The sequence below is a fragment of the Flavobacterium sp. CSZ genome (genome assembly GCF_015350725.1).
Lineage (GTDB): Bacteria > Bacteroidota > Bacteroidia > Flavobacteriales > Flavobacteriaceae > Flavobacterium.
This window is the reverse complement of record NZ_JADKPQ010000016.1, coordinates 19,624-35,725: the sequence shown is the minus strand read 5'-3', so window position 1 is coordinate 35,725 and position 16,102 is coordinate 19,624. Positions and strand designations below refer to the sequence as shown.

The window sequence follows — 16,102 nt, the reverse complement described above, 5'->3', positions numbered from 1 at the left end:
TACTTATGGCTTTTGATATTGAAATGATAAAAAAAGTGTATGAGAACATGCCGGATCGTGTTGATAAAGCACGCGAGATTGTTGGTCGTCCACTTACATTAACTGAGAAAATTTTATACAATCACCTTTGGGATGGAAATCCAACAAAGGCGTTTGGCAGAGGAGTAGATTATGTTGATTTTGCGCCCGATCGTGTAGCATGTCAGGATGCAACTGCTCAAATGGCATTGTTGCAATTTATGCACGCCGGAAAAGCTAAGGTGGCAGTACCTACAACAGTGCACTGTGATCACTTGATTCAGGCAAAAGTAGATGCAGCAACCGATTTGGCCAGAGCAAAAACACAAAGCAACGAAGTTTTCGACTTCTTGTCCTCAGTTTCTAATAAATACGGAATTGGTTTTTGGAAACCCGGAGCCGGAATTATTCACCAGGTAGTACTTGAGAATTACGCTTTCCCTGGCGGAATGATGATTGGTACGGATTCCCACACGGTAAACGCAGGTGGATTGGGAATGGTAGCCATTGGTGTTGGTGGAGCTGATGCTGTAGATGTAATGTCCGGTATGGCCTGGGAATTAAAATTTCCTAAATTAATTGGAGTAAAACTAACTGGTAAATTATCAGGATGGACAGCTCCTAAAGATGTTATTCTAAAAGTTGCCGGTATCTTGACTGTAAAGGGAGGAACTGGAGCTATTGTTGAATATTTTGGAGAAGGTGCAACTTCTATGTCATGTACTGGTAAAGGTACTATTTGTAATATGGGAGCAGAGATTGGAGCCACAACTTCAACTTTTGGATATGATGATTCTATGAGTCGTTACCTTCGTTCTACAAACAGAGCCGATGTTGCCGATGCTGCAGATAAAATAGCTCCATACTTAACAGGAGATCCAGAAGTTTATGCTAACCCGGAGCAATATTTTGATCAGGTTATCGAAATCAACTTAACAGAATTAGAGCCACACTTAAACGGTCCTTTTACTCCCGATTTAGCTACGCCAATTTCTAAAATGAAAGAAGCAGCCATTAAAAACAACTGGCCATTACAAATCCAGGTAGGTTTAATTGGTTCATGTACCAACTCTTCTTATGAAGATATTGCCCGTGCAGCTTCTCTGGCCAGACAAGTAAGCGCTAAAAACTTAAAAACTAAATCTCAATTCACCATTACTCCAGGATCTGAAGTAGTGCGCTATACCATCGAGAGAGACGGATTTATTGATACTTTCGAGAAAATTGGAGCTACTGTTTTTGCCAATGCCTGCGGACCATGTATTGGTATGTGGGACAGAGACGGCGCGGAGAAAGAAGAAAGAAACACCATTGTGCACTCTTTTAACCGTAACTTCTCAAAACGTGCAGATGGTAATCCAAATACTTTAGCATTTGTGGGTTCTCCAGAGTTGGTGACCGCTATGGCTATTGCAGGAGATCTAGGTTTTAATCCTTTGACAGATACCCTGATCAACGAAGATGGAGAAGAGGTAAGACTTGAAGCCCCAACCGGAGACGAATTGCCTCCAAGAGGATTTGATGTAAAGGATCCAGGATTCCAGGTTCCGGCAGAAGACGGTTCAGGAGTTCAGGTTGTGGTAAGTCCAACATCTGAGCGTTTGCAACTATTAGCTCCTTTTGATGCCTGGGACGGTAAAAACATTACAGGTGCTAAATTGCTAATCAAAGCATTCGGAAAATGTACAACAGATCATATCTCTATGGCTGGACCATGGTTGCGTTTCCGCGGACACCTGGATAATATTTCAAACAATATGTTAATTGGCGCTGTAAATGCATTCAACCAAAAAACAAACTCGGTTAAAAATCAATTAACAGCTACCTACGATGCCGTTCCTGCTGTAGCACGCGCGTATAAAGCCGCTGGGGTCCCTTCTATTGTTGTGGGAGATCATAACTATGGTGAAGGTTCATCTCGTGAGCATGCTGCAATGGAGCCACGTTTCTTGGGAGTTAAAGCAGTATTGGTAAAATCTTTTGCCCGTATTCACGAAACAAACCTTAAAAAACAAGGTCTTTTAGGATTAACATTCGCAAACGAAGCCGATTACGATAAAATTCAGGAAGACGATACTATTAATTTTACTGATTTAACTGAGTTCGCTCCAGGAAAACCATTAACATTAGAGTTTGTTCATGCCAATGGTACCAAAGATATCATCCTGGCAAACCATACCTACAATGCAGGTCAGATTGGCTGGTTTGTTGCAGGTTCAGCATTAAACCTAATTGCTGCCGGAAAAGCTTAAGCTTTAAGATTCAATTATACTAGAAACGCTCTGTGAGAACAGAGCGTTTTTTTATTTGTAGCTAATCTTTTCCTAAACTTGGGGATTCGCTATGTATTTAATACGGTTTTAAATCTTTCTATTATAATTCATCTTCAACATAACAGAAATTATAAAAAAAGAATCTACCCGTTATCTTTAACTGAGCGTACTTCTTGGGGTAGAGTTTTAGATCTGGTAGGTTTTGTAATTTCAAATTCATTTACATTAATACTATATACCTTTGAAGCAGGCAATTTAGAAAAGCTATTGTCAATGCGTCCTGCTAAAATATATAGTTTATTATTGTAATAATACATGGCTGAATATTTCAGAGGTAATCCAATTTCATATTCTTTCAATAGTTTTGTTTTTAGGTCATAAACGCACATTTTTTGATCCTCAAAAAAATAAATAATATTGTCGTGATAAGTTATGGCAGGTCTTTCTAATGCAGAGAATAATTCTCCTTCTGTTTGCCATTTTTCCGTTGCTAGGTCAAAAGATTCTATTTGTGAGATTGGTTTTCCATTATTTCCTCCGACAAGATAAATTTTATCTTCAACCAAAACTCCTGATGTTTCTTTTGCTATTGGCATATGGGTAAGTTCATACCAATAACCTGAAGAAATGTTATATAAATGCACTTTGTCTGTGAAATCCTTTAGGCCACTTTCGGTAGATTTTACAGAACCTCCCATTACAATAATATTGTCTTTATAAGTAAATGAAGCAAAATCAGCAGCCTGATGTGGATTTGTATGATCTGTTTTAACGGTTTGCTTCTCCAGGTCTACAACTTCAATTTGATCCTGCAGGTATTCCCAACTGCTTATTTTATTTACAAACATTTTTTTTCCGCCTATTACATAAATCAAATTGTTATAAAAATGAATGTTGTGATACGCCCTGTTTTGAAGTTTTAATTTGGCAATCTCCCAAGTATCAGTTTTAATATCATAGATACAAAGATCTTGTTTATAATGTCGTTTAGTCGAAGTATATTGCTCTTCATTTAAAAATTTCACCAAGTCCATATCGGCTTTCTCTGATCGCGCTTTTTCCATATGGTTAATTTCTGGATAAGCATCTCCGCCACTAACATAAATTTTGTCATCTTGCACAAGAGAGCCAAATGAGAATATACGATGTTTTAAAGAAGTCAATTGGGTAAAGGAAAGTTTAGATTGTAGTTTTTGATCGGCAGCAATAGTTACCCCTGACAAATTCTCAATGTTTTCTTCAAGAGTAACGATAAAGTTTTGCTTTGCCAGATAGCTTAAAGAGATTCGTGTAGTAGTGTAACCAATGTGAGAAAACTCTAAGATTTCATCGCTATTGTATTTTGTAAGAAGTTTTAAAGAAAACGTACCATCTTCATCTGATATCGTTCCCACTTTGCTGGATAGCGCCAGGATATTGGTGTTTTCAAGTGGAAGATTGTTGTTTGTAGAAACTATCGTTCCCTTTATAGTCTGAGCAATGGATAATAAAGGAAAAAGAATAAAAATTAAGAGTAGTTTTTTCACACTGTTTTTGAATTAAGGTTAGTTCTTGGTCGAGAAAGACAATTGTATTCTAAAAATATTCGCACAATTTTTATGCCGAGAATATTCTTTGAAAGAAAATTAGTTTATAATTTTTATAAACTATCGGCAAAAGAATATTTTGAAATAAGAGGTTTGTTCCATTATAATTGGCTTTTATTAAAAATAAATACATATTTTATAAAAGACCTGATTTCAAAGAGTTGAGGCAATTTTTATCTTGACAAGATTAATTCGGGATAAATTTGTTGTTAAAAAACGTGTATCTTTTACATTAAAAGGGTAAATTCGCTTTTTACGTAATATATTTACATTTTTCTAGTTTATATTATTCAGGCGAAAAGTTATATTATTTAAACTTAAAGAAGTATTCATTAAACTTTAATAGGTATGGTTGTTAGATTAATTATAGTGTTGTTTTTTTTCAGTGTTGGTGTTTTTTCTCAGGAAAAGTTTATCAAGCACAAAATATCCAAAGGAGAAAACCTATCTGTAATTGCTAAAAAATATGGTGTAAAAACTAAAGATATCCAGGATGCCAATCCACAGGCTCCTACGATTTTAAAATTAAATTCGGTTCTCTTAATTCCCAATACCAATAAAAAGGTCACTGCAAAAAAAACTGAAATTCTTGCCAGTACAACGCCCAGGGCAACTTTAAATTCAGATCAGCACGAAGTACAGCAAAAAGAAAACCTTTGGGTTATTTCAAAAAAATACAATGTTTCTGTTGATGAGTTAAAAAAAGCAAATCCGTCGCTGGAAAGCGAAGATCTAAAAATAGGACAGAAACTAACTATTCCCTCTAATGCTATTGCAGCGAGTGAAAAGAATACAAAGAAAAATCAGAACCTAGAAAAGCCCGAAATAATCCCTTCAACAGATCTAGAAGTTCTCGTTGAGGTAAAACCAAAAGAAACAAAATATCTTATTGCCAAAAAGTACGGAATAACCGTCGCAGAATTAGAAAGGCAAAATCCATCTATTAAAAGAAAGTTGCCAGTTGGTTATCTTCTCAAAATTAGAACTTCAAAAGAAAAAGCAAATCAGGAAATAAAAGATACTGCTCTTGCATCAGAAACTCAGATTGCTCAAAGCCCGGTTCTTACTTCAGATAATAAAGCTGCAACAGATGAAGTAAAGGGGGAAATTATACCCGCACAAAACCTTGAAGTATTAGTTGAGGTACAGCCAAAAGAAACAAAATATGCCATTGCAAAGAAATACGGAATAACTGTTGCAGAATTAGAGCGGCAGAATCCATCTATCAAAGCCAAATTGCCTGTTGGTTATGTACTTAAAATTAATACATCAAAAGAAAAGGCCGACGCGGTGGCACTAGTTGCAACTCCGCAAATTAATGACAGTTTAGCAGGCACCCCGCAGGTAGCTGATAATTCAGGGGTTGAAAAAGATACAACTACAATATTTAGGGTTAGTAATCATTCGGATTTAGTGAATCAGTTGGTGATGAATGCAACTGAAAATATAGGAACTCGTTACCGCTCGGGCGGAACCACAAAAGCTGGTTTTGATTGTTCAGGATTAATGATTTGTACTTTTAATAATTTTGATATAAAATTACCCAGAAGTTCTATTGAGCAATCTCGTGTTGGTTTCAAAGTTGGGACAGAGGAAGCTCAAAAAGGAGATTTAATTTTCTTTAGAACCAATGGAAGACGACAAATCAATCATGTGGGAATGGTAGTTGAAGTAGCTGATGGAGAAATTAAATTTGTACATTCCTCAACTCATGGCGGTGTGATAATTTCTTCCACAAAAGAGCCTTATTATCAAAGAACCTTCACTCAGGTAAATCGCATTTTACAATAAAGTAAATCTTTCAGGTAAATTTTCTTTTAAATTCCTCAATGGGAAAAGGTTTGTTTAAAAATCCCGTAACATTATCATTTTTATTAATGTCTTGAAGTTCATCAGGATCTAAGGTTGATGAAAGCACGTAAATTTGAATTTCTTGGCGGATCTCTTTATTTAGTTTTTGAAAAGCATTCAGGAATTCAAACCCATTCATTATTGGCATTTGTATGTCTAATAAAATAATTAGTGATTGATTCTTTTTTTTGGTTGTAAGCCACTCAATTCCCTCCCTGCCATTATTGGCAATTACAATTTGCTCGACGTGCAGTACTTTTTTTAATAATTTGCTAATCACAAGCTGATCAATCAAATTGTCCTCAATGACAAGAAAGATGGGGTTAGGTTCCATATTAGTTGGGTATTGTTACAACAAATCTACTTCCAATTGTACTTTCAGAGAAAACCGAAATATTCCCTTGTATGTTTTCTATAGCTTCTTTTACGATATAGAGCCCTAATCCGGAACCTTTGTTCTTATTAGTACCAAAATACATCTCAAAGATATTATCTTTAAATTCTTCTTTAATTCCAATTCCGTTATCGGTGATTTCTATTTTATTGTAACCATCATCGAAATAGGTTTTGATATTGATAAACATTTCCTGTTTGTTGATATCGGCATATTTTATTGCGTTTGAAAGTAAATTTGAAATAATGATTCTCAAGCGCAACCCATCACTGTGAATCTGATCCACTAATAACTCCTGGGTAAAAGTGATTCGATTGGCATTTTCGATATGCATTAATTGTGAGATCGCCTCCTTGAATAATTCCTGTAAACTTACAGGCTCCATAACGACTTGTTTTCGCTTGTTCTTAGAGTAATCTATGATATCAATTATAAACTGATCCTGTTTGGTCAGGCTTTTGTGCATAAGATCTAAATAGGTCTTAATTTGGTCAATATCATCTTCTAGCTGGGTAATTTCAATTAAGCCTTTTAAAGATGTTATAGGGGATCTCAAATCATGTGAGGCGCTATACACAAATCGGTCCAATTCACGATTCACGATAATCAGGTTTTCATTTTTGATCTCAATCTCTTTTTTAGAAACAAGCAGCCGCTTTACCATTATAGAATAATAGGAGCAGACACTTAGCACAATAATTAAGATAAATACAATATTGGTAATAATTAGAAGGCTTTTAATTTTACGTGTTCCTTCTCCTAAAGTATTGGAGAAGTTGCGTTCATTAACGGTAAGTTTATCGCTGATTGAACTAATCTTATTTAGGAAATTTTTCTGGCTGGCAGCAGTTAATTGATTGTATTTTATCTGGGCATTTATTTGCTGACCAACGATGAATAATTTAAAAATAAGTTCATCACCCTGGCCCCACTCATCAATGGCTTTTGCCAAAAAAGAGACTTGTTGAAAATTTACAAAAAGCCAGACAAGATCATCTAAATCATCTTTATGATTTCGGCCAATCAAAAATCCTTCTCGCGCGACTTTATTATCGCCTACCTTTAAAAGTGTTTTTCTGGCAATGCCATCCCCTTGAGGGACTTCTAACTCTTCTAAATATAATTTCCACTGGTTCTCATCTTTAGTATAAAGATAGGTGATCAGGTGTCTGGAAGCATCTTTTTGTCCTTTTGAGTAATGTGACTCTCCATTGACATAGGCCCTGTTAGCAGATAATATTTTGATGGTAAAAAAATTGATACAAATAAGTAAGGCGCAGGAAACAAATACAATTATGAGAAGAATAAAAACATTGGGAAAACGTATGTTCTTAAAAAACGGATTCTTATGCATAATTTTTAAGTTAGCAGGTTAGTGGCCTTATAAAAGTCTTTTGCTTTTGTTTTATTCTTCAGCATTTATAATCGTTTGGGGGCGATTATCAGTGTATTTTAAAAATGAACAACTGTTAATGAAATATTTTAGATGCAGTAATCAATTATCATTTTTATAAATTTAATAAAAAAAGGATATAGTTTTACAAATGAGTTATTTTTTCTTGTTAAATTTATTTTAAAAATTAATTTGAAGTATAATTTGCTGATATTATGAGTTTTATTGTTGTTTTTGAGTTTTAACAGCATATTGCATACTGTAATATTGATAGATTAATTTATAAGTAGAATTTTTTATTAGTAAATAAATTCTTATAATAAATCGTTATTTTGTTTAACAATTTTTCGTTTGATTGAAAGGGAAGTTTTTTACAGGATATAAAAAAAGCTACAACTTTTTAGGGTAGTAGCTTCTATAGTATTTTAAAAATAAGAGGGTACATTTATTCTTTTTATATTTAATATGATTAAAACTTGATTGCTTAAGTTTTATTTGAAATATTAAGCGAATTTATAGAGAAAAAAATAGAGATTTTTAAACTCCATTTTTTTTGACTTACTGTTGATTTTTTCTTTAAGGTCTTACACTTGCAGATGCTTTATATGAAGAGTCTATAATATAAATATCGGGTAGAATCATTCCTCTATTTTTTCTATATTGCAGAATTGATGTTAATTTAGATATCTTTTTATCATAAACATTATTTGTTTTTATAATTAGGTATATACTTTTTTCTGTGTTTTCTGCTTTGTTGTAAATGTCTAATTGCGACCATAAGCCTTTTTCTAGTTTTGGATTATCTGCAAATTTCATTTCAACATTTACATTTGCTTTGAATCCTTTTGATATATTAAAATCTACAGGGCCATTTCCGGAATCTACTTCTGGAGACAGTTTTAAATCATTTGCAGCGCAATGGGAATAAGCTACACCAAAAAATAAGAGTTGAGCTTTACTTTCAGACACTCTTATTCCGTCCTTATTTACTATAAGTTTAAATAATCCTTTATTTTCAATGACATCTTTGAATTGAAAGCATATTTCATTTACTACATCAAATACATTTTGAGGTGTAACTGTTGTAAAAGATGATTTGGTTGTTTTAGGAAAAGCTTCATTACCATAATTTAATTTCACTTTTGCTAAATCTTTGTCCAATAAAGAAATTCCTTTGTCTTGTATTTCAGATTTTAAAAGAGAATAATTTGAATTACAATTAGTAATTAATAGTTTTTCAAATGATTTTTCACAGATTTGAATAGGTAAGCTTGTAATAGGTTTTTTAATATCAACTTTAGTGAAATTAGAATCTTTTGTCATGCAGAGAAATTTATACCAATCTGTTAGGTCTTTATCGCTTTGTATAATTTGGCCATATTCTTTTAAAATATCTTCTTCTTTGTCAATGCAAATTGTTTTAGAATTATCAGGAACAAACACCATTAATACATCATTGATATATTTTTTATTTTGTTTTGCAAATTCTATGAACTTAGGACATATTGTGTATGCTGACATATTATTGATGTTTTAAGAATTCATTGGTGTCTTCAAAATCTGTCGAATAAAATTCTTTAGGCCAATCAAAATTTCCTTTTTCGCCAATTTCTATCCTTTCTATTTTTGCAGCATCGGTTTTCTTTTTTCTTCCATGGACAAAATAGATTGCCACATCTGTATTTTTAATTTTTCCTTCCGCTATTCTTCTCCTTAACCTTTTTAAAATGGATTCACTATGCGTCTCTATAAGTAAAGTTTTTTTCTCTTTAGAAGTTGTATTACATATTACATCAATAAATAAATCAGCTAATTCTGCTTGCATCATAGGGTGCAAATGTATTTCGGGTTGCTCTACAATTGTAATTGAATCATCTTTGGAAAGAAAACCTTGAACTATTATGGGTAATACTTGTGATATCCCAAAGCCTACGTCTGTAATATCGAGACTTAAACCATTTTGATTTACTTTTAATCTATGTATTACTTCTTTTACATCTTCAACGCTAACTGATAGACCAAAATTATTGAGCCATTTATTTACTTTGGAAATTACATTAGATTCTTTTTTTAGTGTTTCAGTTAGATTGTCTCCATCTATTGAATCTAGCGAATTCGATACATTTGATTCATCCAAAAAATAATAACGTTTAGGAAAAGCTCGTAACGGACTGATGTAATTAATTCTAGTACTATTAAAAGAATGGTTTAATCTGTAATTAAATACGTAGAAAATTTTTAGAATTGAATTGCAAAATATTTCATTTTCAATAACTGTTCTTCTAAATCTGCTTGTTTCTACTAATTCATCAGATTTAGGTATTAGATTTAAAGTATCAAATTTTACATTTTTACCAAACCTAACTCTATATTTGTCTAGAGATCTATTTTCAAAAATATCACTTCGAAGAATGTGTTTTATATTACCTTGTTTTTTTTGAATATGATATTCAATTAAAGTAAGTCTTTCTTGAATGACCGAAATTCGATTAACTAAAAGATTATTGTTCTTTTTTGAATAAGAAATATCAAACTCTATATCAAACTCTCCTGATTTATGATTATTAATTTCAGAAATAAATTTGTAAGTATCTAAATATTCATTAATATCTATTTCTAAAAATTTTTTAAAATTTGTATCTTTAAATTGAATGTTATCTCTTAGAAGTTGATGATGTATATTGACATCATAAGAATCCGAAACTTTTAGATCAAAATTTTTATATTTTCTTTGTATTCTCTTAATCTCTTTTATGATTTCAGTTATTACATTAATAGAAATATTATCGTCAAACCTGAATTTTCTAACTCTTTCAAATTCTTTTTTTGATTTTAATGATAACTGTTCTATTTTTAAAAAATCAAAATATAAATCAATAATTTCAGTTTCAATGTTTCGTTTTAATCTAGTTATTTCGTTTAATTGAAAACTTGATTTGGCAGAATCAAGGCCAAATGAAAAAGTTAAATCTTTATCAGTATTACGATTCTTGAAAATATTTTCTATTTCTCCTAATCCAATATATTTTCCATTTAATTTTAGTGCAGATTCGTAGGAACCTTCTATATTTAATGTTTGTTTGAAAAGGAGAATTAATTGTAGTAAACTACTTTTTCCTGAACTATTTGCCCCCAATAAAATTGTAATTGGTTTTAATTCTATACTGTCATTATCAAAGGCTTTGTAATTAGAGAACCCTATTTTCCGAATCATGGTATTATGGATTTTATAAAATTGTTTTTCAAATATAAATTAATACTTTCTTAAAGTTTTACGGGAAACCATAAAAGTAAATTATTACTTTAAATTTCTTATTCAACCGATTGTTTTATAAATCTAAAATTTGAGAAAAAAGTATATCTTTAACCAACCCAAAAAACCAAAAACGATGCAAGAAAACGACCAGGAAAATTTTAAAAGAGAACTCGGATTATTAGACGGAACCATGCTTGTGGTAGGTTCTATGATCGGATCGGGGATATTTATCGTGAGTGCCGATATCGCCAGACAGGTAGGATCAGCGGGATGGCTGACACTGATTTGGCTCATCTCAGGATTGATTACTATTATTGCCGCTGTGAGCTATGGTGAGCTAAGCGCAATGTTTCCAAAAGCAGGTGGACAATACGTTTATCTAAAAGAAGCTTACAACAAGTTAATTGCCTTTTTGTACGGCTGGAGTTTTTTTGCTGTAATCCAGACCGGAACAATTGCTGCCGTTGGTGTGGCTTTCTCGAAGTTTGCCGCTTATTTGTATGAGCCTTTTAGCGACGAGAATATATTGTATGAGATAGGATCTTTTAAACTTAATGCAGCGCAAATTGTTTCGATTCTGACAATTGTTTTACTCACCTTTATTAATAGCCGTGGGGTTAAAAACGGAAAGATTCTGCAAACGGTTTTAACGATTATCAAAATTTTATCGCTGTTGGGTTTGATCATTTTCGGACTAACATTAGCCGCAAAGGCTTCTGTTTGGGATGCTAACTGGGCAGATGCCTGGACGACACGTTCTTTTAATAAAGATACCGGTTCATGGCTACCGATTAGCGGAACGGCTTTGATTAGTGGAATTTCGGCTGCAATGGTGGGATCTTTATTCTCTAGTGATGCCTGGAATGGAGTAACGTTTATTGCAGGGGAAATTAAAAACCCAAAACGTAATGTGGGTTTCAGTTTATTTTTAGGAACTTTTATTGTGACCATTATTTATGTTCTGACCAATTTGATGTATTTGGCAGTAATTCCGCTAGACGAAATTGCAACGGCAAAATCCGATAGGGTAGCGGTTGTGGCTTCACAATATATCTTTGGTAACATAGGAACGCTCATTATTGCCATTATGATTATGATTTCGACTTTTGCGTGTAACAACGGATTAATCATGGCCGGTGCCAGAGTGTATTATACAATGGCAAAAGATGGCTTATTTTTTAAAAAAGCGGCTGTTTTAAATAAATTCAGTGTACCCTCATGGGCTTTATGGGCGCAATGTATTTGGGCTTCGGCTTTGTGTTTGACAGGGAAATACGGAGATTTATTAGATTTCGTAATTATTATTGTTTTAATTTTTTACATACTAACAATCTACGGAATCTTTATTTTGCGCAAAAAAATGCCCGATGCAGAAAGACCTTATAAAGCTTTTGGATATCCGTTTCTGCCTTTATTGTACATCGTGATTGCAGCGGCAATTTGTATTTCGTTATTAATTACAAAATTCTCAACCTGTGGTTGGGGAGTTTTAATCATGCTAACGGGAATTCCTGTATATTACTTAACCAAACCCAAAGGAGAATAAAACAAACAAAGGGTAAATGAGAGATAAAATTGGCTAAGGGATTTTACCCATTAAGCAATTTAGAAGTTTTCTTTTTTCAAACTTTGATTTTACTTCAAAATATAAATGCCTTGTTTCTAGCAAGGCATTTTTTGTACTGTATTTTAAGCAATAAAAAAAATTGGTCTAATGTGGTTGAATTCGCGAGACCCGCGGGCTAAAAAAAAAGACACTACCATTTGCAAAGCAAAACATGTAGTGTCTTTAAATGTAATAATCTAATGAATTGTTAGTGGCAATTATGCCATTTCAGTCTCAAGAGAAGATTTTATAGATGAATTAATAATAGACAAAGTAAGTGGATCTGATTCTCCTGAGAAAAAAGCTTCTAATACTTCCTTGAATACAGGATTTGTATTTTCTACCAAAGAAAAAAGCGTCATAGAAGAGCGTAATTTACGCGCATCCAGATCTCCTAAAATCCCGTCTGCTGATTTTCTTTTGAAAGTCAGAAACAGCTCAGAGATTTCTATAAGATGTTTTCCAAGAATGGGATGTTCAAGGAATTCGGTTGCTTCTTTCAGATCGTTAATGGCGTAATAATTTGCAGTATCGCTCTTGCCTAATCCTTTAATCTGAGGAAAAATAAACCACATCCAGTGTGTTTCTTTTTTGCCTTTTTTGATTTCAGAAAGAGCAGTAAGATAAAGTTTGTTTTGCGCATCTAAAAAACGCAATAAATCATTGTTTGAATAAGCCATTGTGGTAATGTATATATAAAAAAAGGTTGCAAAAATAGTAAAAAAGATAGGTTCTGCCTAATAAAAGGTTCATGTACTGAGTATTTTAACTTTTAGAGGAGGAATTTTCCTCATGGTTTTGTAATGAAAAAAAACTCATTTTGAGTGGTTTATAATCATTCACTTCGATTGGTTCTTCTAAAGGTTAAATTTATTCTTGGCAATACATTTTTGGCTGTTTTAGGGACATGATGCTGCCAAAAACTATTGGTTGTTCCCCCCATTAATAAAAAGGATCCGTGATGCAATGGAATCTCTATTTGCGGAATCTCTTTTCTGAATTTATGACGGAGTTTGAACATCCTGGTCTCGCCAAAAGTCACCGAAGCAATAACTGGGTTAGGCCCCGTATTGTGTTCTTTGTCACTGTGCCAGCCAACACCATCATTTCCGTCTCGGTATAAATTTAAAAGAAGACTATTAAAATCAAGCTGCGTTTCTCTCTCCACCCTGCCTCTGATGGTCAATAGTTCATAAGTCCAGTCAGGTCCGTTTTGGTCTGCTCCAGGATTATCCTTGTCTTCATACCAGCAAATCATTCGGGGAACAGTATAGGTTTTATCATAAATTTCCATTTCATATTCTCTCCATTTGGTCTTGTGGAGTATTCTTTCGTAAAAGCGATCAGATTCTTCTTTGGTGAAGAAATTATCGATCAAAATAAGTTCTGCATCCGGCAGGTCAAATACTTTTTTTCCCGACAGACCAGTGGCAAATAATTCGGTATCGCTAAATAGTGTCATTGTTTGGTTATTTTGTGTCAATTTCAATCCATACCGGAGCATGGTCGCTTGTTTTTTCCCATCCCCGCACATGGCGGTCAACTCCTGCGGAAAGCAGTTTTTTTGCTAATTGAGGACTTAGTAAGAAATGATCAATTCTAAGTCCTGCGTCCCGCTGGTAAGCCTCTCTGAAATAATCCCAAAAGGTGTAAATTTTCTCTTCAGGATATAATCTTCGAATGGCATCTGTCCATCCCTGGGAGACAATAGCTGCAAAAGCTTTTCTAACTTCGGGTCTGAAAAGGGCATCGTTTACCCATTTCTCGGGTTTGTAAACATCCAGTTCTGTTGGCATCACATTATAATCTCCAACTAGAATTACCGGAACTTTTAAACTCAAAAGTGTTGCTGCGCGATCACTTAGACGATCAAACCATTTTAGTTTATAGTCTAATTTAGGCCCCGGAGCGGGATTTCCGTTTGGCAGATAAAGACAGGCAATCACAATTCCGTTTATCAAAGCTTCGATATACCGACTTTGTATATCCTTGTCGTCTCCCGGAAGAACGCGCGTTACTTCCTCAATTTCCATATTACGGGCCAGAATCGCAACGCCATTCCATTGTTTTTGCCCGTGCCAAATGGCATTGTAGCCGGCGTCATTAATCGCTTTGAGAGGAAAATTATCCTGAGGCGCTTTTAATTCCTGCAGACATACAATATCCGGAGTGGCTTCTTCAAGCCATTTTAGTAATACATTTAAACGCCCGTTGACTCCGTTTACGTTATAAGTTGCTATTTTCATAGTAGATTCAATTAGTTGGATCATTAAATTTACAGCTTTTTGCGCCTTTATATTTACACAACTTCCTATTCTTATTTCAGAAACTCTTTGTTAAAGAATACTTTACGCGGATTTTTTTCTGCATAAGCAAAAATCAATTGCACAATGTATTGATTGCTTTTATAAGGCGTAGTATAATTTTTTACCTCTAAGGGATCCGTAATTGAAACATCTAAAGGGATATATCCCATACCATAAAAATGACCATTTTCTATCCAGATACAACTTCGCTCTTGTGATGTTCTTCCTTTCTCTATAATGGCAAAAGTGGGTCTGTTGTTTAATAAAAAATCAATAGCATTGTCAACTTGCTCATTGTGGAGTGAAACATCGGGAAGCTCTGTTGTGTCATTATTTTTAAATATTTCTGCGTCCTGAGCTCTTAAATATTTACAAAACCTATAATCAATTTTAAATTGTTCTGCCAAACCCCGCAATATATTCGTTCCCTCGTGTATACTGCTGAAATGCTCAATGCAGGACTGAAATTTATTGAGTTTTCCCATTGCCAGATATTTGTATCCGTTGCGCGCTTCATATTGATACAATCCAAATTTGGGCTCAAAGCGTTTTAAAGCTCTGTTATAAGTGGGCCAAAGGTGCTTGATTTCGGTACATTCTAACAGAAGGGCCATTAATTCATTGCCACAGACTTCAAAGGAAATAGAGTGTATATCCCGCAGGAAATGTTGTCTTTGGGGATTGATCTTATGACCGCTAAAGTGTGAAGCTACACGTTTTTTTAAGTTAATGGCTTTACCCACATAGATTACTTTTTTTACCTCATTATAAAAATAATATACGCCTGGTTTTTCCGGCAAATTATTAAAATCTTCAGGGGGAAGATTAGGGGGTAAACGCTGATCTTGTGATGTGGCTTTGATCATCTTTTCAATATGACCTTCCTTGTCCCATTGAAGTAATCGCGAGAATAATATAGCCGTAGCATCTGCATCACCCCCGGCGCGATGTCGGTTCTCTAAAGATATATCGAGTGAATTGCAGAGATTCCCTAAACTATACGATCCCAAACCGGGCCTGATTTTTCTGGCTGCGCGAACAGTACACAATTTTCTTGCTGTCCATTTAAAACCTGCCTGTTCGAGTTGGTGGCGAACAAAGGAATAATCAAAGTTGACATTATGGGCCACAAAAACACGATCGGTAAGCATTTCTAAAACCTTATCTGAAATATCATCAAAGATCGGCGCATTAGCCACCATTTCATTGTTAATCCCTGTCAGGGCAAAAATAGAAATCGGGATTTCTTTTTGCGGATTCACAAGTGTTTCATATCGGTCAATCACGTTTTCTCCGTCATGAATGATAATGGCAATTTCTGTAATGCGGCTACCACTGGCGTTTCCACCGGTGGTTTCAATATCTACTATGGCATATTCTTGCTTTTTCATCTTATGTATATAACGTAAAACAGATTCT

12 protein-coding genes are annotated in these 16,102 nt (G+C 34.1%); 3 read left to right on the top strand and 9 right to left on the bottom strand.

Annotation, left to right across the window (positions count from 1 at the left end):
• Positions 1-5: 5 nt before the first annotated feature.
• A complete protein-coding gene (locus IRZ78_RS17890; protein WP_194617834.1) occupies positions 6-2,270 on the top strand; it encodes an aconitate hydratase in 2,265 nt (754 codons plus the stop codon).
• Positions 2,271-2,434: 164 nt separating this feature from the next.
• Here the strand turns inward: IRZ78_RS17890 and IRZ78_RS26430 are convergent, their stop codons facing one another.
• A complete protein-coding gene (locus tag IRZ78_RS26430) occupies positions 2,435-3,817 on the bottom strand; it encodes a carboxypeptidase-like regulatory domain-containing protein (protein ID WP_194617833.1) in 1,383 nt (460 codons plus the stop codon).
• A gap of 408 nt (positions 3,818-4,225) precedes the next feature.
• On the opposite strand from IRZ78_RS26430, the gene IRZ78_RS17880 reads away from it, so the two are divergent.
• Complete coding sequence (locus IRZ78_RS17880) at positions 4,226-5,668, top strand: C40 family peptidase (RefSeq protein WP_194617832.1); 1,443 nt, start codon at positions 4,226-4,228, stop codon at positions 5,666-5,668.
• Positions 5,669-5,678: 10 nt separating this feature from the next.
• On the opposite strand, the gene IRZ78_RS17875 is transcribed toward IRZ78_RS17880, so the two are convergent.
• From IRZ78_RS17875 to IRZ78_RS17860, 4 genes are all read right to left on the bottom strand, one after another.
• Positions 5,679-6,062 (bottom strand): response regulator, encoded by a 384-nt coding sequence (locus IRZ78_RS17875; RefSeq protein ID WP_194617831.1) that lies wholly within the window; start codon positions 6,060-6,062, stop codon positions 5,679-5,681.
• Between the two features lies 1 nt (position 6,063).
• On the bottom strand, positions 6,064-7,476 hold the full coding sequence (locus tag IRZ78_RS17870; RefSeq protein WP_194617830.1) for a HAMP domain-containing sensor histidine kinase: 1,413 nt from the start codon (positions 7,474-7,476) through the stop codon (positions 6,064-6,066).
• Positions 7,477-8,091: 615 nt separating this feature from the next.
• Positions 8,092-9,036, bottom strand: a complete 945-nt coding sequence (locus tag IRZ78_RS17865; RefSeq protein WP_194617829.1) for a hypothetical protein — start codon at positions 9,034-9,036, stop codon at positions 8,092-8,094.
• A 1-nt stretch (position 9,037) separates the two neighbouring features.
• A complete protein-coding gene (locus IRZ78_RS17860; RefSeq protein ID WP_194617828.1) occupies positions 9,038-10,729 on the bottom strand; it encodes an AAA family ATPase in 1,692 nt (563 codons plus the stop codon).
• Positions 10,730-10,904: 175 nt separating this feature from the next.
• On the opposite strand from IRZ78_RS17860, the gene IRZ78_RS17855 reads away from it, so the two are divergent.
• Positions 10,905-12,317, top strand: coding sequence for an amino acid permease (locus IRZ78_RS17855; protein WP_194617827.1), 1,413 nt, complete (start codon positions 10,905-10,907; stop codon positions 12,315-12,317).
• Positions 12,318-12,595: 278 nt separating this feature from the next.
• Here IRZ78_RS17855 and IRZ78_RS17850 read toward each other — a convergent pair whose 3' ends face one another.
• The 4 genes from IRZ78_RS17850 to IRZ78_RS17835 all read right to left on the bottom strand — a co-directional run bounded on the left by IRZ78_RS17850 (position 12,596) and on the right by IRZ78_RS17835 (position 16,074).
• Complete coding sequence (locus IRZ78_RS17850) at positions 12,596-13,057, bottom strand: DUF1810 domain-containing protein (protein ID WP_194617826.1); 462 nt, start codon at positions 13,055-13,057, stop codon at positions 12,596-12,598.
• Between the two features lie 155 nt (positions 13,058-13,212).
• A complete protein-coding gene (locus IRZ78_RS17845; RefSeq protein ID WP_194617825.1) occupies positions 13,213-13,839 on the bottom strand; it encodes an alpha-ketoglutarate-dependent dioxygenase AlkB in 627 nt (208 codons plus the stop codon).
• Between the two features lie 7 nt (positions 13,840-13,846).
• Entirely contained in the window at positions 13,847-14,647 is an 801-nt protein-coding gene (gene xth / locus IRZ78_RS17840; RefSeq protein ID WP_228520518.1) for an exodeoxyribonuclease III, read from the bottom strand.
• Positions 14,648-14,694: 47 nt separating this feature from the next.
• Complete coding sequence (locus tag IRZ78_RS17835) at positions 14,695-16,074, bottom strand: exonuclease domain-containing protein (RefSeq protein ID WP_194617824.1); 1,380 nt, start codon at positions 16,072-16,074, stop codon at positions 14,695-14,697.
• Positions 16,075-16,102 lie beyond the last annotated feature (28 nt).